Here is a 21,125-nt window from a genome sequence, read left to right as displayed (position 1 = left end):
GACGATCTCGAAGAGTCGGCCGAGTGCGCGCGCGGCGCGTCGAGCCGCGCGCGGATCAGGCCGACTTGCGCCAGCGGATGCCCGCGGCGATGAAGCCGTCGATGTCGCCGTCGAAGACGTGCGACGGATTGCCGACCTCGTGGTCGGTGCGGAGGTCCTTGACCATCTGGTAGGGCGCGAGCACGTAGCTGCGCATCTGGTCGCCCCAGCTCGCCGTGATGTTCCCGGCCAGCTCCTTCTTGGTCGCCGCCTCCTGCTCCTTCTGGATCAGCAGAAGCCGGGACTGCAGGACCCGCATGGCGGCGGCACGGTTCTGGATCTGGCTCTTCTCGTTCTGCATCGACACGACCGTCCCGGTGGGGAGGTGGGTGATGCGCACGGCGGAGTCGGTGGTGTTGACCGACTGGCCGCCCGGTCCGGAGGAGCGGAAGACGTCGACGCGGATGTCGTTGTCGGGGATCTCGACCGCGCCGGCCTCCTCCATCAGCGGGATGACCTCGACCGCGGCGAAAGAGGTCTGGCGCTTGCCCGCGGCACCGAAGGGGCTCATCCGGACGAGGCGGTGCGTGCCCGCCTCGACCGAGAGCGTGCCGAAGGCGTAGGGAGCGTCGATCTCGAAGGTCGCCGACTTGATGCCGGCCTCCTCCGCATAGCTCGCATCCATGACCGTGGCGGTGTACTTGTGCTTCTCGGCCCAGCGAAGGTACATGCGCATCAGCATCTCGGCGAAGTCGGAGGCGTCCACTCCCCCGGCGCCGGCGCGGATCGTCACGACCGCCGGGCGGTCGTCGTACTCGCCGTCGAGCAGCGTCTGCACCTCGAGCTCGCCCATCACCTTCTGCAGGGCGGTGAGCTCGGCGATCGCCTCCTGCTCGGACTCGGCGTCCTCGGCCTCGTTGGCCATCTCGACCAGCACCTCGAGGTCGTCGAGGCGGCGCTCGATCGACGTGATGCGGGCCAGCTCGGACTGCCGGTGGCTCAGCGCGCTCGTGATCTTCTGCGCGGCGTCGGTGTCGTCCCACAGGTCGGGAGCGCCCGCCTGCTCGCTCAGCTCGGCGATCTTCGCGCGGAGCCCCTCCACGTCGATGACGGCTCGGATGTCGGAGAAGGTGGAGCGGAGAGCAGTGATCTGCTCGGTGAAGTCGTTGTCCAGCATGGTCCTCTCAGACTACCGGGGTGTCGGTGGGAGCAGACGGAGGCCCGCGCCGACCTAGCATGGACACGGTGACCGTCCCCGCAGAGCGCCCCTTCCCCGTCGGTCCGCTGCTGCTCTCCACCTTCCTGCCGACCCTGCTCTTCTCGATCGGCGAGGGAGCGATCATCCCCCTCCTGCCCGCCGCGGCGGGCAATCTCGGTGCGACACTCGCTCTGGCCGGGCTCGTGGCCGGGATGATCATGATCGGCGAGCTCGCGGGCGACATCCCGAGCGGCTGGATCGTCTCGCGGATCGGCGAGCGCGGCGCGATGCTGAGCGCCTCCGCCGCCTCGATCATCGGGCTCGTGATCTGCCTGCTGTCGACCTCGTGGGTCGGCCTCACGATCGGGGTCTTCATCATCGGCCTCGCCACGGCGGTCTTCGGGCTCGCGCGGCACGCCTTCATGACGTCGTTCGTGCCGATCAGCCACCGGGCCCGGGCGCTGAGCGCGCTGGCGGGGGCGTTCCGCGCGGGCTGGTTCGTCGGTCCCTTCCTCGCGGCGGGAGTCGTGCACCTGACCGGATCGGTCGAGTCGGTCTTCTGGGTGCACATCGTCTGCTGCGTCGCGGCGGTCGTCGTGCTGCTGCTCGTCCCCGACCCGGCGACGGTGCTGCGCAGAGCCCAGGCCGCGGCCGGCACCACCGCAGGCACCGTCGACGAGGCGGCGCTCGTCCCGGAGTCGTCCCACGGCCTGGTCAGGACGCTGCGCGAGCACAGGGGCGTCCTCGCCCGCATGGGCACCGGAGCGGCGGTGATCGGGGCGCTCCGCGCCAGCCGGACGCTCATCCTCCCGCTCTGGGCGGTCAGCATCGGGCTCGCCGAGACGCAGACGGCGATCATCATCGGCATCGCCGGCGCCATCGACTTCGCTCTCTTCTACGCGGGCGGCCAGGTGATGGACCGCTTCGGCCGCGGCGCCACGGCGATCCCCTCGATGATCGGGCTGGGAGCAGGACACCTGGTCCTCGTGCTCACCCTCTTCGCTGTCGATCCCGTGCCGTGGTTCGTGGCCGTCGCGTGCATCCTCGCGCTCGCGAACGGCATCGGCTCCGGGATCCTGATGACGATCGGAGCCGACCTCGCGCCTCCCGACGATCCGGCCCCGTTCCTCGGCGCGTTCCGCTTCACCGGTGACGCGGGCAACGCTGCGGCGCCGATCATCGTGTCGGTGCTGACGGCCGTGGTCTCGCTGCCGTTCGCCGCGGGGGCGATGGGAGTGCTCGGCCTCGCCGGCGCCGCGGCGCTCGCGCGCTGGATCCCGCGCTACCTGCCGCACCGCAGGCCCGGTGGCGCCGAGGCTGCGTCCTGAGGCCCCTCCTAGACTGGGACCCGCACTCGCGGGAGTGGTGGAATGGCAGACACGCAGGATTTAGGTTCCTGTGCCGAGAGGCATGTGGGTTCGAGTCCCACCTTCCGCACGACGGTCCGACGGTACGCTGAGCGCACTGATCGACTGGAGAACCGTTGAACCACGCCGCCCTGATCCCCTGGCTCGACCCGGAGACGATCCTCACCTCGTTCGGCCCGTGGGGCGTCCTGGTGGTCTGCCTGATCGTGTTCGCCGAGACCGGGCTTCTGATCGGCTTCCTCTTCCCCGGCGACACCCTCCTCATCATCACCGGCCTGCTGGCGCACGAGAACGCGGCGAACGGCGGGCTCGGCGTGCCGATCTGGCTCATCTGCCTCGCGATCGGGTTCGCCGCATTCCTGGGGGGCGAGGTCGGCTATCTGATCGGGCACAAGGCCGGTCCGCGCATCTTCGAGCGCAAGGAGTCGGGCTTCTTCAGCATCGAGAACGTCAAGCGGACCAACGCGTTCTTCGAGCGCTTCGGCGGCTTCGCCGTGATCCTCGCGCGATTCGTGCCGATCGTGCGCACCTTCGCGCCGATCGCCGCGGGAGTCGCGCACATGAACTACCGCAAGTACAGCCTCTACAACCTGATCGGCGCGCTGATCTGGGGCAGCGGCGTGACCCTCCTGGGCTGGCTCCTCGCCTTCATCCCGCCGGTCGCCGACTTCGTGTCGCACTACATCGACGTCATCCTGATCGGCGCGGTGCTCCTCGCGCTCGTGCCGACGCTGTTCCACTTCTTCCAGCAGCGCCGCAAGGCCCGCCTCGCGAACGACAAGGAGACCGACTCGAGCGAGTCGGCCGCCTACGTCCTCGACCAGGACGCCCTCGACAACAAGCGCCCCAAGCACTGAGAGCGCAGCGCCGACCAGCGTCAGCCCAGGCGCGACTCCAGCGCGACGAGCTCGGAGCGGAGCGCGGTGAACGCCCGGGCACGGTGGCTGCGGGCGTTCTTCTGCTCGGGCGCGAGCTCGGCCGCGGTGAGGGCACCCGACTCCGGGACGAACACCGGATCGTAGCCGTGGCCGTTCGTGCCGCGCGGGGCGCCGGCGATCGCTCCGTCCCAGCGGCCCTCGACCACGATCTCCTGGCCGCCGGGGATCACGGAGCCGGGGACGACGAGCGCGATCGTGCAGCTGAAGTGCGCCCCGCGGTGCTCGGCCTTCACATCGGCGAGCTGAGCGAGCAGCAGCTCGAGGTTCGCGGTGGCGTCGTGCGCACGGCCCGACCAGCGCGCCGAGAAGATGCCGGGTGCGCCTCCGAGCACGTCGACGCAGATGCCGGAGTCGTCGGCCAGCGCCACGAGGCCGGTGTGGGCCGCCGCCGCACGCGCCTTGATCAGCGCGTTCTCGGCGAACGAGACCCCGTCCTCGACCGGCTCCGGCCCGTCGTACGCGCGTACGCCGACGCCCGGCAGAGCACCGGCGAGCATCGCGCGGAACTCCTCGACCTTGCCCGCGTTGTGGGTGGCGAGGACGAGATCCAGGCTCACGCGGACGGCTCCGCGGCGAGCGCCTCCGCCTGGATGCGGGCGAGGTCGGCCGCACCGGCGACGGCGAGGTCGAGCAGCGCGTCGAGCTCGCGCCGGTCGAAGGGAGCGCCCTCGGCCGTGCCCTGCACCTCGACGAAGAGGCCGCGGCCGGTGACGACGACGTTCATGTCGGTCTCTGCCCGCACGTCCTCGACGTAGGCGAGGTCGAGCATCGGGACGCCGTCGATGATGCCGACGGAGACGGCCGAGAGGCTGTCGATCAGCGGGGTCGCCTTCTGCCCCACGTACTTCTTGCCCCGAGCCCACTCGATGGCGTCCACCAGGGCGACGTAGGCACCCGTGATCGCCGCGGTCCGAGTGCCGCCGTCGGCCTGCAGAACGTCGCAGTCGATCACGATCGTGTTCTCGCCGAGCGCCTTCATGTCGACGACCGCGCGGAGGCTGCGGCCGATCAGGCGCGAGATCTCGTGGGTGCGCCCGCCGACCTTGCCCTTGACCGCCTCGCGGTCCATCCGCGAGTTGGTCGAGCGCGGCAGCATGGCGTACTCGGCGGTCACCCAGCCCTTGCCCTTGCCCTGGAGCCAGCGCGGGACGCCGTTGGTGAAGGAGGCGGTGCAGAGGACCTTGGTGTTGCCGAACGAGACGAGCGCCGAGCCCTCGGCCTGCGTGCTCCAGCCGCGCTCGATCGTCACGGTGCGCAGCTCGTCGGCCGCGCGGCCGTCCTTGCGCTTCACGGTGCTGGCGGTGCTGTCGGTCACTGGGGGCTCCCTGTCTGGGGCGCGGCCCGGTCGAGCTCGCGCAGATTGATGGTTCCGGTCTCGACGAGATCGACGCTCGAGACCTCGGGCCCGAGGAACCTTCGGGCGAGGCGGACGAAGTCGCTCGATCCGGTCTCCTCCCAGCGGTAGCTCGGCGGGGCGGAGGAGGTGCGCTGCAGGCCGTGGGCGACGAGCGTCCGGTAGACGTCGAGCGCGGTCTCCTCGGCGCTCGACACCAGGCGGACGTCCGGGCCCATCACGTAGGCGATGGCGCCGCGCAGCAGCGGGTAGTGGGTGCAGCCGAGGACGAGGGTGTCCACTCCCGCCGCCTTGAGCGGCGCGAGGTACTCCTCGGCGATCGCCAGCAGCTCGTCGCTCCAGGTGATGCCCGCCTCGACGAACTCGACGAAGCTCGGGCACGCCGCGGTCACGAGCTCGAGGTCCGGGGCCGCGACGAAGGCGTCGTCGTAGGCGCGCGAGCGGATGGTCCCCACCGTGCCGATGACGCCGACCCGGCGGTTGCGGGTGTCGCGCACGGCGCTGCGCACTGCTGGCTGGATGACCTCGACGACCGGGATGCCGCGGCCGATCGTGTAGCGCTCGCGGGCATCGCGCATCATCGCGGCCGAGGCGGTGTTGCAGGCGATGACGAGCAGCTTCGCCCCCTGGTCGACCAGGGTGTCGAGCGTGTCGAGGGCGTAGGCGCGGACGTCGGCCAGGGGCTTGGGCCCGTAGGGCGAGTGCGCGGTGTCGCCGAGGTAGACGATCGACTCGTTCTGCAGCTGGTCGATCACCGAGCGGGCGACCGTGAGACCGCCGACCCCGGAGTCGAAGATGCCGATGGGTGCGTCCGTCACGGGAGACGAGCCTACCGGCGCCCTCGTGGAACACTGGTCGGATGGATGCGACGTCGTTCCTCACCGACCGCTACGAGCTCACGATGGTCGAGGGCGCTCTCGGCAGCGGCACCGCCGACCGCCGCTGCATGTTCGAGGTGTTCGCCAGGAGCCTGCCGCCCGGCCGCCGCTACGGCGTGCTCGCCGGGACCGGCCGCCTGCTCGAGCTGATCTCGAGGTTCCGCTTCGGCGAGCCGGAGCTCGACTGGCTGCGCGAGAACCGCGTGGTCGACTCCCGCACGCTCGACTGGCTGGCCGACTACCGCTTCCGCGGCGACGTCTGGGGATACCGCGAGGGCGAGATCTACCTCCCCGGATCGCCCGTGCTGATCGTCGAGGCGCCCTTCGCCGAGGGCGTTCTGCTCGAGACCCTGGTCCTGAGCGTCCTCAACCACGACAGCGCCGTCGCGAGCGCCGCCGCGCGGATGGTGTCGGCCGCCGACGGCCGGCCGCTCGCCGAGATGGGATCGCGCCGTGCCGGTGAGCGCTCGGCCATCGCAGCGGCCCGCGCCGCCTACATCGCCGGGTTCGGCGCGACCTCGAACCTCGAGGCGGGCCGCAGCTGGGGCGTGCCGACGATGGGCACCTCCGCGCACGCCTTCACCCTGCTCCACGACTCCGAGGAGGAGGCGTTCCGCGCGCAGGTCGCAGCGCTCGGCCCGGGCACGACCCTCCTGGTCGACACCTACGACGTGACCGCCGCGGTCGATCTCGCCGTGCGCGTGGCGGGCACCGGTCTCGGAGCCGTGAGGATCGACTCCGGCGATCTGCCGCAGCAGGTGGCCGCCGTGCGCGCGCAGCTCGACGCCCTCGGAGCGACAGGCACGAGGATCACTGTCACCAACGATCTCGACGAGTACGGCATCGCGGCGCTGTCCGCCTCCCCCGTCGACTCCTACGGGGTCGGCACCTCCGTCGCGACCGGCTCGGGCCACCCGACGGCGGGCATGGTCTACAAGCTCGTCGCGCACGAGGACGACACCGGCGAGTGGGTCGCCGTGGCCAAGAAGTCGATCGCGAAGGCGTCCATCGGCGGTCGGAAGGCCGCGGGCCGCCTCCTCTCGGACGACGGCATCGCGATCGAGGAGGTCGTGCACGTCGGCGCCGGCCCCGAGGGCGCGGTCGGCGAGGGCGAGCGCGCGCTGCTGGTGCCCCTGGTCGACGGCGGCCGGATCCTGCCGGACTACCTCGGACCGCAGGGCGTCACGGCCGCCCGCGAGCACCACGCGAACGCGGTGCTCGAGCTGCCGCAGGACGCCCTGCGCCTGGGCCGCGGCGACCCGGTGCTGCCGACGCGGTACGCCTGAGCCGCGCCCTACTTCATCCGGGCGTAGATCTCCTTGCAGGACGGGCAGACCGGGAACTTCTCGGGGTCGCGGCCCGGCAGCCACTTCTTGCCGCAGAGTGCGCGGACGGGCTTGCCGGTCATCGCGCTCTCGAGGATCTTGTCCTTCGGCACGTAGTGCGAGAAGCGCTCGTGATCGCCGGGCTCGATCGTCTCCTGGTTGAGGAGCTCCTCGAGCTCGCGGTCGAGCGTGGCGGTTCCTCCGCCGCCCTCGAGGGGGTCGGAGCTGCTGTTCGTGGGAAGGGTCGTCATGGCGAGGATTCTACGCGCGGCACGTCCCAGGAGGCTCAGTAGCGGCTCGTGAACGAGACGAGCTCGGCCGCCCGGCGGTCGAACAGCCAGCCGCCCACGAGGACGCCGAGGCCGAACACGACCACGGCACTGCCGAAGCCGGTGATGATGGCGGTCGACACCGCCTCCTGGTCGATGAACAGCGCGCGGATGGCGAGCACCACGGTCGGCGCCGCGAGCAGCAGCCCGAGTCCGAACGCGAGCGCCTGCGGGCCCGCGCCGCTCGCTCCCGGGGCCTGCGGCTGCACGAAAGCGCTGTCGCCGGGCCGCGGAGCGGGGTAGGCGAGCCGCGCCGACACCGCGCTCGCGACTCCGGCCGGCACGAGCAGCAGGCAGGTGTTGGCCGCGAGGAGCACGGGGAAGGAGCCGTCGAGCCCCGAGGTGGCGCTGCTCACCAGCGAGCCGAGCAGCACGACGGGCAGTCCGAGCAGGAGGGTCGGGAACGCCCGGCCGAGGCGGTCGGCGCGGCCGCGCACGCCCGCCGCCACGTGCAGCCAGAAGGCGGACCCGTCGTAGGCGGTGTCGTTGTGCAGGAACCAGCCGAGGAAGAGCACGACGAGCGGCACCGGGAGCAGCGACAGCAGCGGGAACGGCACCCCCACGACCGCCAGCAGCACGATCGTGACGACGGGGAGCAGCGGCACGGCGACGAGGGAGGCCTGATAGCGAGGGTCGCGCGCCCAGTAGGTGATGCTCCGCGCGGCGATCGCCCCGGCGGGCGAGGCGGGCAGCGCGTCGAACCAGCCCAGTCGCACACCCCGCGCGGGGCGGTGGGTGCGCTCCGGGCGCTCGGTCAGCAGCCGGACCATCAGCCACCAGGCACCGCCCGCGATTACGAGTGTGAGCAGGGCGATCAGGAGCGACGGGGCCGGGTCGCCCGCGGCGGCCGCCGGTGCGATCGCCCAGGCGGCCCCGAGGGGCGTCGAGGCGAGCGCGCCGGAGAGGCCGTCGAGGGCGCGCGACCCCGCGCCTCCCCAGTCGAGCCCCGTGACGAGGACGAGGGCGACCGGCACCGCGAGCATCAGGACGAGTCCGACCACCGCGAGCAGCTCCCGGGCCGTGCGCGAGGGGACGAGTGCGGCGGAGGCGGCGAGCCCGATCCGCGCGAGGAGCGCGCTCGTGAGCACCGCGAGCAGCGGACCGACGACAGCGAGCAGCCCCGCCTCGGGGAACAGCGGGATCACCGCCGCGCCGAGCACGGCGAGCGCGAGGACGGGGACCGAGATCAGCCCGACCAGCGCGAGGGCTCCGGCGAGGGGCGCGCTCGGGATGTCGAAGAGCCGGAACGCGCGGGGGTCCATCGGATCGACCGGGCCGAGAAGGAAGGGCAGCGCGAGGAAGCCGAGGGTCAGCAGCGAGCCGCCGGTCACGACGGCGTCGCCCGCGAGTCCGCTCGACGGCTCGAGAGCACGGGCTCCGGCGAGCAGGCCCGCCGTCGCCGCGACGACCACGAGCACGCCGAGGACGACACCGGCGGCGTGCGCGGGCCCGGAGCGGAACGCCCCGAGGAGGACGTCGAGCCTCAGCCGGAGAAGTCGTGCAACCACTGCAGCCCCTCGGCGATCTGCTTGCCGCCCGCGAGCTCGAGGAAGCGCTCCTCGAGCGTCGCGGTACCGGCGACCTCCGCGACCGATCCGGAGGCGAGCACCTTCCCGCCGACGATCACGGCCACGTCGTCGCAGACGCGCTCGATGAAGTCGAGTCCGTGGCTCGAGAGCACCACGGTGCCCCCTCCCGCGACGAAGCGGCGCAGCACGGTGATGACCGCGGCGGACGAGACGGGGTCGACCGACTCGAACGGCTCGTCGAGCACCAGGACGCGCGGGGCGTGGATCATCGCGCCGGCCAGAGCGACCTTCTTGGCCATGCCCGCGGAGTAGTCGGAGATCAGGCGCTCGAGCGCGTCGGTCAGGCCGAGCGCCTCGGCGAGCTCGACGATGCGCTGCTTCGCCGTCGTGCGGTCGATCCCGCGGAGCGAGGCCGCGTAGTAGAGGAACTGGGCACCGGTCAGCCGGTCGAAGAGCCGGAGCCGGTCGGGCAGCACCCCGATGAGCCGCTTCGCCGCGCGCGGGTCCTTCCAGACGTCGACGCCCTGCACGAGCACCTGGCCGGCATCGGGGCGGAGGAGCCCGGTCATCATCGAGAGCGTGGTCGTCTTGCCCGCGCCGTTGGGGCCGATGATGCCGCAGAAGGTGCCCGCCCTGACCTCGAGGTCGATGCGATCGACCGCGACGGTGCGGCCGAAGGTGCGGGTGAGTCCCCGCACGGCGAAGACCACGGGAGGAGCGCCGTCCCGCTCGTCCGCGCCCGGCGATCCCTCGACCGTCGGCTCCTCGGCCGGAGTCCCCCCCGCGAGCGGCGGCACGGCCGTGGTCTGCGGATCCGCGGAGGGAGCGGCTTCGGGCTCGGCTGCCTCGGCGTTCGTCGCGGACGTCATCCGGCTACGGTACCAAGTCGCCCAGGCCCCGACGGGAGCGCACCGACACGGCGGGACGTCAACCACACTGGCCTGAAAGGCCGGGAACTGTACACTAAGTCTCGACCCAGGGAGCAATCAGATCGATACGCAGCGGTTAACACGAGGAGAAGACATGGCGATGCACACAGGTTCGACGAGTTCGAGCACCGCAGGCACTCCGTCCTCGGTCGTCATCCTCGCCGCGGGCATGGGCAGCCGGCTGGGCCGGTCCCTCCCGAAGCCGCTGACGCCCCTCAGCGACGGCCGCACGATCATGCAGCAGCAGTTCGACAACATCCACCACGCGTTCGGTACGGCCACGCCGGTGAGCATCGTGGTCGGCTACAAGCTCGAGCACATCATCGAGGCCTTCCCCTCGGCGTCGTTCGTCTACAACGAGCAGTACGACCAGACCAACACCTCCAAGAGTCTCCTGCGCGCCCTGCAGGCGTCCGGTTCGGGCGGGGTGCTGTGGATGAACGGCGACGTCGTCTTCGACCCTCGCATCCTCGACCGCACGGCAGCGCTCATCGCGAAGGAGACCTCCTTCGTCACGGTGAACACCGCGAAGGTGTCGGACGAGGAGGTCAAGTACACGACGAGCGCCGAGGGCTACATCGACCAGCTCTCCAAGACGGTGCGCGGTGGCCTCGGCGAGGCCGTCGGCATCAACTACGTCTCGGCCGCCGACAAGCCGGCGCTCATCCGCCAGCTCGCCCGCGTCGACGCTCAGGACTACTTCGAGCGTGGCATAGAGTTGGCGATCGAGCAGGACCGACTGCTCGTCGAGCCGATGGACATCTCCGACCTCTACGCCGTCGAGGTGGACTTCGCCGAAGACCTCGAGCGCGCGAACCTCTTCGTCTGACGCTCGCGGCTCCTCCGCCGGCTCGCTCGGCACGGAGGAGTCACGCGCGATGAGCACGCCAGCGGCAGCAGACGTCTCGACCGAGACCGACGTGCGCCACCGCCGCTCGCGTGCGTGGCGCTACCGCCACTCGCTCTGGCTGCTGACCAAGCGCGACCTGACGGTCCGCTACGCGACGAGCGCGCTCGGCTACTTCTGGTCGGTGCTCGACCCGCTGGTGATGTCGGGCATCTACTACTTCGTCTTCTCGGTCGTCTTCGACCGCTCGGTCGGCGAGGATCCGTACATCGTCTTCCTGCTCGCGGGACTGCTCCCGTGGATGTGGTTCAACCAGGCGACGTCCGATGCGACGCGCGCGTTCCTCAAGGAGGCGAAGCTCGTCCGCTCGACGTCGATCCCGCGGACCATCTGGGTCGGCCGGATCGTGCTGTCCAAGGGGATCGAGTTCGTGGCGAGCATCCCGGTGCTCGTGCTGTTCGCCGTCGTCGCCGGGGCGGAGGTGACCCCGGCGGTCCTCCTCTTCCCCGTGGCGATCGTGCTGCAGGCGGTCCTGACGCTCGGAGTCGCCCTCCTGGTCGCGCCGCTGGTGGTCTTCTTCCGCGACCTCGAGCGGGTGATCAAGCTCGTGCTGCGCTTCCTGTTCTACGCCTCGCCGATCATCTACTCGACCGCCAACCTGCCCGTCGAGATCCAGCCGTACGCCGCGCTGAATCCCCTGAGCGGGATCTTCGCGCTGTACCGCTCGACGTTCTTCGCGAGCGAGCTCGATGCGCCGCTGATCCTCACGTCGGCGCTGATCTCGGTGCTCGTGCTCGTCGTCGGCCTCATCGTCTTCCGCCGCTCCGAGCGCGCGGTCCTGAAGGAGTTGTGATGACCGCGGCCGAGTCGCCCGTCGTGATCGCGTGCCGCGGTCTCGGGATCAGCTTCCGCCGGAACCGCCGTGGGCGCCGCTCCTTCAAGGACCTCTTCGCCGGGCGCTCCCGTCGCTCGCGTCCGGGACAGTTCTGGGCCCTGCGCGGGCTCGACGTCGAGGTGCGCGCCGGCGAGGCGATCGGCGTCGTCGGCCGGAACGGCCAGGGCAAGTCGACGCTCCTGAAGCTCGTGGCCGGCGTGGTGCTGCCCGACGAGGGCGTGGTCGAGGTCCGCGGCGGAGTCGCTCCGCTGATCGAGATCACGGGCGGCTTCGTCGCCGATCTCAGCGTGCGCGAGAACGTGTACCTGACGGCGGGCCTGCACGGCATGTCCCGGCGCGAGGTCGATGCGCGCTTCGACTCGATCATCGACTTCGCCGAGATCGGCGACTTCCTCGACACCCCCTACAAGCACCTCTCGAGCGGGATGAAGGTGCGGATCGCGTTCTCGGTGGTCTCGCGACTCGAGGAGCCGATCATCCTCGTCGACGAGGTCCTCGCGGTCGGCGACAAGGCGTTCCGCGAGAAGTGCTACGCCCGGATCGAGGAGCTCCTCGCCGCCGGGAGGACGCTCTTCTTCGTCTCGCACAACGAGCGGGACCTCCGCCGGTTCTGCACGCGCGGGCTCTACCTGGACAAGGGCCGACTCGTGCTCGACGCACCGATCGAGCAGGTTCTCGCCCGTTACGCTGAGGACTACGCCCCGAAACCGCAGGCCGCCGCCGACTGACGAGCACGTCGGGCCACCCGCGATCGGCAGACGACGCAGGAGTGCAGGACATGGCCGATCGCAAGCGCACGCGCGACCTCGAGAAGCGGATCGACGACACGTCGGGTTCGGACGCGGAGGTCGGCAACCCTCATCTCGCGAAGATGCTCGATCGCCTGCTGGCCGTCCAGCGGCCCGCGGTGCTCGCGAACATCCGCGCGCTGCGCCGCCGCCGACCGAACGCGACTCCGGAGCAGCTCATCACCTCGCTCGAGCGGCAGTACCTCGCGAGCGTCGCGGCTGGAGGCGCGGCCATCGGCGCCACCGCGGTCGTCCCCGGGATCGGCACCGCGACCTCCGTCGCCCTGTCGGGTGCGAGTGCGGCCGGCTTCCTCGAGGCGAGCGCGCTCTTCGCGCAGTCGGTGACCGAGGTGCACGGCATCGCTCTGGTCGACCCCGAGCGGGCGCGGGCGCTCGTGCTGACCCTGATGATGGGCTCCTCGGGGAGCGAGCTCGTCCGTCAGGTCGCCGGGCAGGCGACCGGGGGCGGCGCGGGACTCAACCAGTACTGGGGCTCGGTCGTGACCAAGGGCCTGCCGTCGTTCCTGGTGGGCGAGATCGCCGATCGGGCGAAGCGCTCCTTCACCCGGCACTTCCTCACCCAGCAGGGCGCGGGGCTCGTCGGCCGGGCCATGCCCTTCGGCATCGGCGCGGCCATCGGAGGCGTCGGCAACGCGATGCTCGGCCGTCGCGTCGTGCAGTCCGCCCGCGATGCGTTCGGCCCCGCTCCGCAGGTCTTCGCGAACGCACTGGTGATCGAACCGACCCGTGCCCAGCGCAGGGCCCTCGCGGCCGGCCCCGTCGAGCCGCTCGAGCTCTACGTCCGCGACTACGGCGGATCGGGCGAGCGGGTGGCGCTGCTGCTGCACGGCCTCGCCTCGGACTCGCGCGTCTGGTACGGGCTCGTGCCGACGCTGCAGGAGCACGGCTACCGGGTGATCGCGCCCGATCTCGCCGGCCACGGCGGGTCACCGAAGTCGCCGGCCTACTCCCCCGAGCGCTGGGCGGCCGACGTCCGGGCGTCGGTTCTGCAGACTCCCGACCTGATCATCGGCCACGGCCTCGGCGCCGTCGTCGCTGCGCAGCTCGCCGACGGGTACCGGCCGGATCGACTGGTGCTGCTCGACCCTGCCTTCTCGGACTCCCGCGGGCTGGGCGGAGCGCTGCACCGCGCCGGCTCGCTCGTGCAGGTCGAGAAGGGCGACGCCGACGAGGTGCGCCGCCGCCACCCCCTCTGGACGGACGAGCAGATCGAGCTCGACGTCTCGGCGCACCGCCTGTGGGATCCGGCGTCCGCGTCGGGACTCACCGCGAAGGACGCGGCCGACGCGCCGAAGGGCTTCACCGTGCCGACCCTCGCGGTGCTCCCCGAGGACCCGCTGGGGCACGCCTCGCTCGCATCGGTGCTCACCGACCGCGGCGTCGAGGTGCGCACCGTCCCGGGCGCCGGCGCATCGATCCTCCGCGAGGACCGCGCGGCGCTGATCGCGGCCCTGGACGACCGGCTCTGAGGCCGCCGGCCGGGAATCGCAGCTACTTCTTCGCGGCGCGGGCGGCGGCCTTGGCGGCCTGCTTCGTCTCGCGGACCTTCGTGAGCGACTCCGGGGAGACGATGTCGGCGACCGAGCGGAAGGAGCCCTCCTCGCCGTAGGCGCCGGCGGCCGCGCGCCAGCCTTCGCCGTCGAAGCCGCGCTGCTTGCCGAGCAGGGCGACGAAGATCCGCGCCTTCTGGTCGCCGAAGCCGGGGAGCGCCTTGAGGCGGGCGAGCACGGTGCGGCCGTCGGGGTCGTCGCGGGTCCAGATGGTCGACGCGTCGCCGTCCCACTCGTCGACCAGCGCGCGGCAGAGCACCTGCACGCGGCCGGCCATGTTCGCCGGATAGCGGTGGACCGCCGGCGGCGTGCGGCACAGCTCCGAGAAGGCGTCCTCGTCGAACGCGGCGATCGACGGCGCGTCGAAGGAGGCTCCCGCGGCGGAGAGGCGCTGCTCGATCTTGAGGGGGCCCGAGAACGCCGTCTCCATCGCGACCTGCTGGTCGAGGAGCATGCCGATCAGCAAGGCGAGCGGGTCGCGGCTGAGCAGCGCGTCGGCGTCGGCGTCGTCGGTGATGTGCAGAGCGGGTGCGGCGGTCATCCTCCAGGGATACCACGGACGCCCGAGGACGGCACTGCGGCGACGAGCCGGCGGACCGTGCGGTCGATGATGCCGAGCGCCTCCGCCAGCTCGAGATCGCTCGCACCGCCGTAGCCGAGCACGAGCGCATCCTCGTCGGCTCGCCCCGAGAGGGCGTACTCGTGCAGCGTGGCGACCTGCAGCCCCTCCGCGAGGAGGGCCGCTGCGACCTCCCGCGCGGGCAGCGGCACCGTGAGCACGACGTGCAGCCCGCCGTCGAGTCCGCTCACCGAGCCCCAGTCGATGCCCTCGGCGAAGCGTCGGACGAGCTCGCGGCGGTGCGCGTAGCGGCGCCGGGAGCGGGTGAGGTGGCGGCGGAACGCTCCGTCGGCCATGAACGCGGCGAGCGCCTCCTGTGTCGGCCCCGAGACGGAGGCGTCCCGCTCCGCGTCGAGCTCGGCGAGCGCCGGCCGCAGCCACGAGGAGGCGGGAAGTGCCAGGTAGGCGACCCGCAGCCACGGCGAGACGGTCTTCGAGAACGAGCCGACGTGCGCCACTCCCCCGGCGGTGTCGAGTGAGGCGAGGGCGGGCAGGGGCGCCCCGACGTAGCGGAACTCGCTGTCGTAGTCGTCCTCGATGACGAGCATCCGCCCGGCCGCGGAGCGGCGCACCAGCTCGAGGCGGTCGGCGAGGCCCAGGCGACCGCCCGTCGGGTACTGGTGCGACGGAGTGACCACGACGACGTCGGCAGCGACCGCGTCGAGTGCCGCCAGATCGATGCCATCGCCGCGAACCGGGACGCCGACGACCTCGTGTCCCTCGGCGCGCAAGCGCCGCCGGACGGCGGGGTAGCCCGGGTCCTCCACGGCGACCCGGACCGGTCGCCCGAGCGCGCCGGCCGCCGCCCGGGTGAGCAGGGCCACGGCGTCGGCCGTGCCACTCGTCACCACGACGTCGCCCGGGTGCGCGTCGAGGCCTCGTGAGCGGCGCAGCTGGTCGGCGATCTGCTCGCGGAGGCCCGGATCACCCGTGGCGACGGGCAGCGCGGAGGGTGGCGCGGCGAGGGCTGGTCGCCACGCGGCGCGCCACTCCGGTGTGTCGAGACCGCGGGTGTCGGGGCGCCCCGGCCGCAGATCGAGCCGGGGCTCGGTGCTCGAGCCGGGATGCGCCTCAGGAACCGGCGGCTGCGCGGTGTGCGGGACGACCACACCGTCGGTGGCGACGGAGACCGCGGCGCGCGGCCGGGCGACGAGATACCCCTCTCCCACGAGCTGATCGACCGCGGCGACGACAGTGCCGCGCGAGACTCCGAGCTGCTCGGCGAGCACGCGGCTCGACGGTATCGGCTCGCCGGCTCGGTAGCGGCCGTCGAGGACCGCCGACCGCAGCGCCTCCGCGAGCGTCGCCCGCACCCTGCCGCGGGCGGCGGGCTCGAGCAGCAGCGGACTCTCCAGATCACCCGACGCCATGGACCACTCCGCACTGGACCACTCGAATAGCACTCCGGTGGCATTCTGACAGATCCAGAGCACCGGTCAGGATGACGCCATGACCACTCTCCCCGCCTCCGCCCGCACCCGCGTCACCCGCCTCCGCGACCGGCAGGTCACCGACCGGGGCGCCCTCGACGCGATCCTCGACGAGGCGCTGATCGCGCACGTCGCCGTCGTGCGCGAGGGAGTCGCGATCGTGCTGCCGATCCTGTTCGCCCGCGACGGAGACGGCCTCCTCCTGCACGGCTCGAGCGGTGGCGGACTCCTCCGGGCGGCGGCGCAGGGCTCGCCCCTCACCGTCTCGGTCACCCTGCTCGACGGTCTCGTCGTCGCCCGGTCCACCTTCGACAGCTCGATGAACTACCGCTCCGCGATGATCCTCGGCACCGCCGAGACCCTCGAAGGCACCGAGAAGGCGCGCGCCCTCGAGCTGCTCACCGCGCGGATGCTTCCGGGGCGCGACCGCGAGGTGCGCCCGAGCACGGCGCGGGAGATCGCGGCGACCCTGGTGCTGCGACTGCCGCTCGACGAGGCGAGCGTCAAGATCCGCGCGGCGGGACCGTCGGACGACGATGCTCAGACCGACGGGGTCTGGGCCGGAGTCGTCCCCGTGGTGACCCGGACGCTCGCTCCGATCGCGGCGCCGGGATCCGCCTCGGAGGTGCCGCCGTCGGTCACCGCGTTCATCGACGCGGTCGAGTCGGCGGCACCCGCCTTCCGGTGAGCGCCTACTTCGCGTCCTGACGCGGGAAGACCACCTTCTGCACCACGATGATGACCGACGCGGCGACCGGGATCGCGACGAGCGCGCCGAGCACTCCGGCGATCGTGCCGCCCGCGACGGCCGCGATGACGACGACCGCACCGGGCACCGAGACCGCGCGGTTCATGATCCGCGGGCTGAGGAGGTAGGCCTCGACCTGCATGTAGACCAGGTAGTAGATCGCGGCGACCAACGCGGTGAGCGGGGACGCCAGCAGGCAGGCGAGCGAGATGATGACGGCGCCCGAGATGGTGCCGACGAGCGGGATCAGCGAGCCGAGGAACGCGACGCACGCCAGCAGCGCCGGGACGGGACCGCCGATGCTCAGCAGCAGGATGAAGGTCAGGATGCCGTTCACTCCGGCGAGGGACACCTGGCCGACGACGTAGCGCCCGACGGCTCCGGTGATCTCGTCGCCCACCTCGTGCGCCTTGGCGCGGTGCGAGGCCGGGGCGAAGCGGTAGGCGACCGACTTCATCGCTCGCAGCGACGCGAGGAAGTACAGCGTCAGGATGAGCACGATGATCGAGCCGGTGACGCCGCTCGCGATGCCGGTGCCGACCGCGAGCAGTCCGCCGCCGAGCGAGAGAAGGTTGTTCGGGTCGCCGATGAAGCTCTGCACGGACTGGATCAGCTCGTCGACGTCCACGACACCGCGCAGCTGCTGCTCGAGGTCGAGGACCCACTGCTGCGAGGCGATGTCGGTCACGATCCGCGGAGCGCTCGTCACGAACAGCGTCAGCTGCTCGACGAGGATCGGGATGATGTAGAGCAGGAGCCCCGCGAAGATCAGGACGACCGCGGCGAACACCAGCGTGATCGCGAGCGGCCGGGGGATCCGCTTGCTCTCGAGCCAGGACACCAGGGGGTCGAGCCCGAGCGCGAAGAACATCGCGACGAAGATGTAGGTCAGGACCGTGCCGAGCTCGACGACGAGTCCGCCGAGCACGAGTGCGACGAGCACGCCCAGACCGCCGAAGAGGCCGATGCGGAACGAGCGGATCGTGAAGACCGGCTTCTCCGGATCGGTGGACACCACGATGTCGGGCTCGACGGGGGGCGGGGTGACCGCCGTCCTGCGCCGGCGGGAGCGGGCGAAGGCACGAGGGGTGATCATGCGTCGAGCGTAGCGGGAGGCGCACAGGCGCCCCGCGACGCCGCTCAGGCCTTGACGGCGGCCAGGCTCAGCCTTCCGGATCGCTGTCGTCGACGGCGGGGTCATCGCGGTGCAGAGCGGCGTGACGCTCCCACTCGGCGAGCAGCGTCTCGATCGCCGAGTGGAACCGCGCCGTGGCTGCACCCGGCGTCGTGTCGCCGAAGTAGTGCGCGACCCAGCGCTCCAGCCGCTCGACCGAGGCCTCGTCGTGCTCGACGGCGCCGATCCGGTCGGCGATGGCGGAGGCGTCCTCGGCGCGCAGCCACTCCGCATCACCCAGGTAGCCGGTCTCGTCGACCTCGGCGTCCGGGCTCGTCGGCCGAGTGACCATCAGGGGCCGACCCGTGGCGAGACGGTCGTAGACCATCGCCGAGACGTCGAGGATCGCGATGTCGGCCGCCGCCAGCTGCCAGCCGAGCTCCGCCCCGGTGTCGTGCACGTGGTGCGCCGTCGGGTCGGAGGCGTTCGCAGCGGCGAGGAGCGCGACGATCCGCCGGTTCGCGGCGCCGTACTGAGGATCCACGGCTCCGCTGCGGGGATGCGGACGGTAGACCAGGCGGTACCGCCGGTCGGCGAGCAGTGCCTCGACGAGCGCCAGACCGTGACTCCGGATCGAGCCGTAGCCTGCCGCCGGGCGGTCGCCCTCCCAGGTCGGCGCGTAGAGCACGACCTGGCGCTCGTCCGGAGCGAACGGCGTGCGCCCGGCGAAGTGGTCGGCCTGGGGCCGCCCGATCGCGAGGGCGCGCTTGTCGAAGTCGAAGTCCCAGAGCACGCGGTGCAGTCGGGCCAGGGCGGCGTCGCCGGCGATGAAGCTGTAGTCGTACGCCTTGTACTGATTCGTCGTCATGTACATCTTGTCGCTCTCGCCGTGGTTGACGAAGACGTGCCACCGGCGTCCGTACCGCATCATCTGGAAGTTGCGGGAGTTCTGGTTGACGTACAGCACGATGCGCAGCGGCTGCGAGGCGATCGTGCTCTCGAGGTCGGCGACGGAGCGGACGTACGCGACCGGGACCGGGCTCTCCCGCAGCAGCACCTCGGCGGCGCTCGCGTTCCTCGAGAGCACGACGACCGGATGCGTCCGCGCCAGCTCCTCGAGCGGGCGGTACCACTGCCGCACCTGGTAGAGGTTGATGTCGGCGTCGGCGAAGTACACGCCGATCTCGAAGCGGTCGGCCGGCAGGGGCCCGCGGGCGGCGAGGAGGCGCGCGACCGCGTGCCGGGCACGTCGGGAGGCGAGCAGATCGAGTCCGATCCCGCGCGCGAGGCCCGCATCCGTCCGGAGGCGGTCGAGGGCGTCGCGGAGGGCCGGCATCGGACCAGGCTACCCGGCCCGGCCGGACGGAGACCGGGTCAGGCGGGCGTCACCCGGAGCCAGACGAACTGGAGCGGCGCCAGCCGGAATCCCTCGCGCAGATCGACCGTGATCTCGGTGACCAGGTCGAGCGCCCAGGCATCGAAGCCGACGAAGCGCTCGGGGTCGATCTCCTGCACGTCGTCGGACACGTTCGCGAGCACGAGCAGCGACTCGCCGTCGCCCGGCCGCTGGTATCCGAGCACATGCCGGTTCACCGGGTCGAAGACCGTCAGCTCGGTGCCGGCGAAGAGCGGCACGGCCTTCCGGATCGCGATCAGGTGCAGGAGCCCACCGAAGATCTCGCCGGCGTCGGTGCCGGGAGTCTCGCGCTCGGCGTACCGCTCGGCCGGACGGCGTGGCCGGTTCACCCAGCGCGAATCGCCCGCGGTCGTGGGGTCCTCGACGTAGCGGTAGTCGTTCAGCTGTCCGACCTCGTCGCCGAGGTAGATCAGCGGGAGTCCGCCGGTGCTCAGCGCGATCGAGTGCGCGAGCAGGACGCGGTCGATCCCGAACGCGTCGCCCGCCTCCACGCCCGCGAGCGACGCCGTGGTGCCGGAGACCCGGCGGTCGCCGGTGCGGGGGTTCTCCTGGAACGGCACGCCCCGTGCGAACGTCCCCTCGAAGCGGTCGGTGTAGAAGTCGTTGAGGAACCGGCGGTGCCCCGCGGCGTCGATGCCGAGCTCGGCCGCGTCCTCGTCGGCGAAGGTCCAGCCGATGTCGTCGTGCCCGCGGACGTAGTTGACCCACGCGGTCCCCTCCGGCAGTGCGTGCCGGCGCTCGAGCGCCTGGGAGAGGAGGCGGACGTCGCGGGTGGCGAGCGCCTCCCAGGTCAGCGCCATCTGCAGCGGGTTGTAGGAGAGCTGGCACTCCTCGAGGTCGATGTACTCGACGACCTCGTCGGGGTGGACGATCGCCTCGGACTTGAACAGCAGCGACGGAGCGGCGAGCCGGCAGACCTCGTTGAACGCGCGGAGCAGCAGGTGCGCCTCGGGCTGCGACTCGCTCGCGGTGCCGAGCTTCTTCCAGATGAAGGCGACCGCGTCCATGCGGAGCGCGTCGACGCCCTGGTTGGCCAGGAAGAGCATCTCGCCGGCCATCGCACGGAAGACCTCGGGGTTGGAGTAGTTGAGGTCCCACTGGTAGCTGTGGAACGTCGCCCAGACCCACCGGCCGTCCTCGAGCTGTACGAACGACCCGGAGTGGTCGTCGGGGAAGATCTCGCGGGTGGTGCGCTCGAAGGCGTCGGGCTGCTCGCGGTCGGGGTAGATCCAGTAGTAGTCCTCGAACCGCTCCTCGCCCGCGAGCGCGCGGCGAGCCCACTCGTGCTCGTTCGAGGTGTGGTTGAAGACGAAGTCGACGACGAGGGCGATGCCGTGCTCGCGCAACTCGGAGGCGAGGAGCCGGAGCCCCTCCATGTCGCCGAGGTCGGGGCGGACGCGCCGGTAGCTCGAGACCGCGTACCCGCCGTCGGACTCCCCCTCCGGAGCGTCGAAGATCGGCATCAGGTGCAGGTAGTTGAGCCCGATCTCGCGGAAGTACGGGATCTCGGCGCGGAGCCCCTCGAGGTCGCCGGCGAAGCGGTCGACGTAGCAGACGCCGCCGAGCGCCTTGTTCGACAGGTACCAGTCGGGGTGCTGCTGCCGCACGCGGTCGAGCGCTCGCAGGTCGTCGGGGCGCGCCTCCCACGAGGAGGCGGCGAGCTCGACGAGGGCGACGACCTGATCGGCGAGGTCGTCGCGTTCGGCGTACACCTCGGACAGCAGCTCGACGAGCCGGGGCAGATGCGCATCGAGGCGCCCCTGGAACTCGGGATCGGCCGTCGCTCCGTCGGCCTCGTCGATCCGGCTCCGCACGGTCTGCAGGAGCTCGGAAGGCGTGAGCGCACCCGGTGCGACGGCACCGGGAAGCA

20 protein-coding genes and 1 tRNA gene are annotated in these 21,125 nt (G+C 71.7%); 9 read left to right on the top strand and 12 right to left on the bottom strand.

The window, feature by feature from the left end; genetic code table 11:
- Window positions 1–55 precede the first annotated feature (55 nt).
- Window positions 56–1,156, bottom strand: a complete 1,101-nt coding sequence (gene prfB / locus ASG06_RS11560) for a peptide chain release factor 2 (RefSeq protein ID WP_056042135.1) — start codon at window positions 1,154–1,156, stop codon at window positions 56–58.
- A gap of 68 nt (window positions 1,157–1,224) precedes the next feature.
- Between prfB and ASG06_RS11555 the strand changes: the two genes are divergently transcribed.
- From ASG06_RS11555 to ASG06_RS11545, 3 genes are all read left to right on the top strand, one after another.
- Window positions 1,225–2,505 (top strand): MFS transporter, encoded by a 1,281-nt coding sequence (locus ASG06_RS11555; RefSeq protein ID WP_231727686.1) that lies wholly within the window; start codon window positions 1,225–1,227, stop codon window positions 2,503–2,505.
- Window positions 2,506–2,533: 28 nt separating this feature from the next.
- Window positions 2,534–2,614: transfer RNA gene (locus ASG06_RS11550), tRNA-Leu, on the top strand.
- A gap of 46 nt (window positions 2,615–2,660) precedes the next feature.
- Window positions 2,661–3,401: a DedA family protein gene (locus ASG06_RS11545; RefSeq protein ID WP_056042131.1), complete on the top strand. Its 741-nt coding sequence runs from the start codon at window positions 2,661–2,663 to the stop codon at window positions 3,399–3,401.
- Between the two features lie 20 nt (window positions 3,402–3,421).
- Here the strand turns inward: ASG06_RS11545 and rdgB are convergent, their stop codons facing one another.
- The 3 genes from rdgB to murI are packed head-to-tail and all read right to left on the bottom strand — an operon-like array spanning window position 3,422 to window position 5,654.
- A complete protein-coding gene (gene rdgB, locus ASG06_RS11540) occupies window positions 3,422–4,039 on the bottom strand; it encodes an RdgB/HAM1 family non-canonical purine NTP pyrophosphatase (RefSeq protein ID WP_056042129.1) in 618 nt (205 codons plus the stop codon).
- Window positions 4,036–4,797: a ribonuclease PH gene (gene rph, locus ASG06_RS11535; protein ID WP_056042127.1), complete on the bottom strand. Its 762-nt coding sequence runs from the start codon at window positions 4,795–4,797 to the stop codon at window positions 4,036–4,038. The genes rdgB and rph overlap by 4 nt, the downstream gene beginning before the upstream one ends.
- Window positions 4,794–5,654 carry a glutamate racemase gene (murI, locus tag ASG06_RS11530; protein ID WP_056042125.1) on the bottom strand — a complete coding sequence of 287 codons (861 nt, stop codon included), beginning with the start codon at window positions 5,652–5,654 and terminating at the stop codon, window positions 4,794–4,796. The genes rph and murI overlap by 4 nt, the downstream gene beginning before the upstream one ends.
- Before the next feature lie 41 nt (window positions 5,655–5,695).
- Here murI and ASG06_RS11525 point away from each other — a divergent pair, with 41 nt between their 5' ends.
- Entirely contained in the window at window positions 5,696–7,000 is a 1,305-nt protein-coding gene (locus ASG06_RS11525; RefSeq protein ID WP_056042123.1) for a nicotinate phosphoribosyltransferase, read from the top strand.
- An 8-nt stretch (window positions 7,001–7,008) separates the two neighbouring features.
- Here the strand turns inward: ASG06_RS11525 and ASG06_RS11520 are convergent, their stop codons facing one another.
- Genes ASG06_RS11520 through ASG06_RS11510 form a run of 3 tightly spaced genes read right to left on the bottom strand, consistent with a single transcriptional unit; the run spans window position 7,009 to window position 9,766 of the window.
- The gene (locus ASG06_RS11520) at window positions 7,009–7,290 is read right to left on the bottom strand and encodes a DUF3039 domain-containing protein (protein WP_056042121.1); all 282 of its coding nucleotides are present in this window, start codon (window positions 7,288–7,290) and stop codon (window positions 7,009–7,011) included.
- A 35-nt stretch (window positions 7,291–7,325) separates the two neighbouring features.
- Window positions 7,326–8,876: a hypothetical protein gene (locus ASG06_RS11515; RefSeq protein ID WP_056042119.1), complete on the bottom strand. Its 1,551-nt coding sequence runs from the start codon at window positions 8,874–8,876 to the stop codon at window positions 7,326–7,328.
- The gene (locus ASG06_RS11510; RefSeq protein WP_056042118.1) at window positions 8,852–9,766 is read right to left on the bottom strand and encodes an ABC transporter ATP-binding protein; all 915 of its coding nucleotides are present in this window, start codon (window positions 9,764–9,766) and stop codon (window positions 8,852–8,854) included. Before ASG06_RS11510 ends, ASG06_RS11515 begins: the two co-directional genes overlap by 25 nt.
- Before the next feature lie 154 nt (window positions 9,767–9,920).
- Here ASG06_RS11510 and ASG06_RS11505 point away from each other — a divergent pair, with 154 nt between their 5' ends.
- From ASG06_RS11505 to ASG06_RS19560, 4 genes are read left to right on the top strand one after another with little or no spacing between them, the layout of a single operon-like run.
- Complete coding sequence (locus ASG06_RS11505; RefSeq protein ID WP_231727685.1) at window positions 9,921–10,655, top strand: phosphocholine cytidylyltransferase family protein; 735 nt, start codon at window positions 9,921–9,923, stop codon at window positions 10,653–10,655.
- 49 nt (window positions 10,656–10,704) lie between these two features.
- A complete protein-coding gene (locus ASG06_RS11500; protein ID WP_197409407.1) occupies window positions 10,705–11,526 on the top strand; it encodes an ABC transporter permease in 822 nt (273 codons plus the stop codon).
- On the top strand, window positions 11,526–12,296 hold the full coding sequence (locus tag ASG06_RS11495) for an ABC transporter ATP-binding protein (RefSeq protein WP_056042115.1): 771 nt from the start codon (window positions 11,526–11,528) through the stop codon (window positions 12,294–12,296). Before ASG06_RS11500 ends, ASG06_RS11495 begins: the two co-directional genes overlap by 1 nt.
- A 50-nt stretch (window positions 12,297–12,346) precedes the next feature.
- Window positions 12,347–13,846, top strand: a complete 1,500-nt coding sequence (locus ASG06_RS19560) for an alpha/beta fold hydrolase (RefSeq protein ID WP_082499150.1) — start codon at window positions 12,347–12,349, stop codon at window positions 13,844–13,846.
- A gap of 22 nt (window positions 13,847–13,868) precedes the next feature.
- Here ASG06_RS19560 and ASG06_RS11485 read toward each other — a convergent pair whose 3' ends face one another.
- Both ASG06_RS11485 and pdxR read right to left on the bottom strand, forming a co-directional pair.
- On the bottom strand, window positions 13,869–14,468 hold the full coding sequence (locus tag ASG06_RS11485) for an HhH-GPD-type base excision DNA repair protein (RefSeq protein ID WP_056042113.1): 600 nt from the start codon (window positions 14,466–14,468) through the stop codon (window positions 13,869–13,871).
- On the bottom strand, window positions 14,465–15,916 hold the full coding sequence (gene pdxR, locus ASG06_RS11480; RefSeq protein WP_056042111.1) for a MocR-like pyridoxine biosynthesis transcription factor PdxR: 1,452 nt from the start codon (window positions 15,914–15,916) through the stop codon (window positions 14,465–14,467). The genes ASG06_RS11485 and pdxR overlap by 4 nt, the downstream gene beginning before the upstream one ends.
- Window positions 15,917–15,995: 79 nt before the next feature.
- Here pdxR and ASG06_RS11475 point away from each other — a divergent pair, with 79 nt between their 5' ends.
- On the top strand, window positions 15,996–16,664 hold the full coding sequence (locus ASG06_RS11475; protein ID WP_056042109.1) for a pyridoxamine 5'-phosphate oxidase family protein: 669 nt from the start codon (window positions 15,996–15,998) through the stop codon (window positions 16,662–16,664).
- A gap of 4 nt (window positions 16,665–16,668) precedes the next feature.
- On the opposite strand, the gene ASG06_RS11470 is transcribed toward ASG06_RS11475, so the two are convergent.
- The 3 genes from ASG06_RS11470 to ASG06_RS11460 all read right to left on the bottom strand — a co-directional run bounded on the left by ASG06_RS11470 (window position 16,669) and on the right by ASG06_RS11460 (window position 21,069).
- On the bottom strand, window positions 16,669–17,820 hold the full coding sequence (locus ASG06_RS11470) for an AI-2E family transporter (protein WP_082499149.1): 1,152 nt from the start codon (window positions 17,818–17,820) through the stop codon (window positions 16,669–16,671).
- Window positions 17,821–17,887: 67 nt separating this feature from the next.
- Window positions 17,888–19,174, bottom strand: coding sequence for a hypothetical protein (locus ASG06_RS11465; protein ID WP_231727684.1), 1,287 nt, complete (start codon window positions 19,172–19,174; stop codon window positions 17,888–17,890).
- 38 nt (window positions 19,175–19,212) lie between these two features.
- Window positions 19,213–21,069 (bottom strand): amylosucrase, encoded by a 1,857-nt coding sequence (locus ASG06_RS11460; protein WP_442965608.1) that lies wholly within the window; start codon window positions 21,067–21,069, stop codon window positions 19,213–19,215.
- Window positions 21,070–21,125: the final 56 nt, after the last annotated feature.

This window comes from Rathayibacter sp. Leaf185 (genome assembly GCF_001423885.1).
GTDB lineage: Bacteria > Actinomycetota > Actinomycetes > Actinomycetales > Microbacteriaceae > Rathayibacter.
Note: the sequence above shows the minus strand (reverse complement) of the source record. Positions and strands in the feature narration are given on the sequence as shown.

Excerpts from the sequence above, each read along its gene's own strand:
- ASG06_RS11505 (WP_231727685.1), top strand. The coding sequence starts at position 9,921 with ATGGCGATGCACACAGGTTCGACGAGTTCGAGCACCGCAGGCACTCCG.
- ASG06_RS11495 (WP_056042115.1), top strand. The coding sequence starts at position 11,526 with ATGACCGCGGCCGAGTCGCCCGTCGTGATCGCGTGCCGCGGTCTCGGG.
- ASG06_RS11475 (WP_056042109.1), top strand. The coding sequence starts at position 15,996 with ATGACCACTCTCCCCGCCTCCGCCCGCACCCGCGTCACCCGCCTCCGC.
- ASG06_RS11525 (WP_056042123.1), top strand. The coding sequence starts at position 5,696 with ATGGATGCGACGTCGTTCCTCACCGACCGCTACGAGCTCACGATGGTC.
- ASG06_RS11465 (WP_231727684.1), bottom strand. The coding sequence starts at position 19,174 with ATGCCGGCCCTCCGCGACGCCCTCGACCGCCTCCGGACGGATGCGGGC.
- prfB (WP_056042135.1), bottom strand. The coding sequence starts at position 1,156 with ATGCTGGACAACGACTTCACCGAGCAGATCACTGCTCTCCGCTCCACC.
- ASG06_RS11470 (WP_082499149.1), bottom strand. The coding sequence starts at position 17,820 with ATGATCACCCCTCGTGCCTTCGCCCGCTCCCGCCGGCGCAGGACGGCG.
- ASG06_RS11510 (WP_056042118.1), bottom strand. The coding sequence starts at position 9,766 with ATGACGTCCGCGACGAACGCCGAGGCAGCCGAGCCCGAAGCCGCTCCC.
- ASG06_RS11485 (WP_056042113.1), bottom strand. The coding sequence starts at position 14,468 with ATGACCGCCGCACCCGCTCTGCACATCACCGACGACGCCGACGCCGAC.
- ASG06_RS19560 (WP_082499150.1), top strand. The coding sequence starts at position 12,347 with ATGGCCGATCGCAAGCGCACGCGCGACCTCGAGAAGCGGATCGACGAC.
- pdxR (WP_056042111.1), bottom strand. The coding sequence starts at position 15,916 with ATGGCGTCGGGTGATCTGGAGAGTCCGCTGCTGCTCGAGCCCGCCGCC.
- ASG06_RS11500 (WP_197409407.1), top strand. The coding sequence starts at position 10,705 with ATGAGCACGCCAGCGGCAGCAGACGTCTCGACCGAGACCGACGTGCGC.
- ASG06_RS11520 (WP_056042121.1), bottom strand. The coding sequence starts at position 7,290 with ATGACGACCCTTCCCACGAACAGCAGCTCCGACCCCCTCGAGGGCGGC.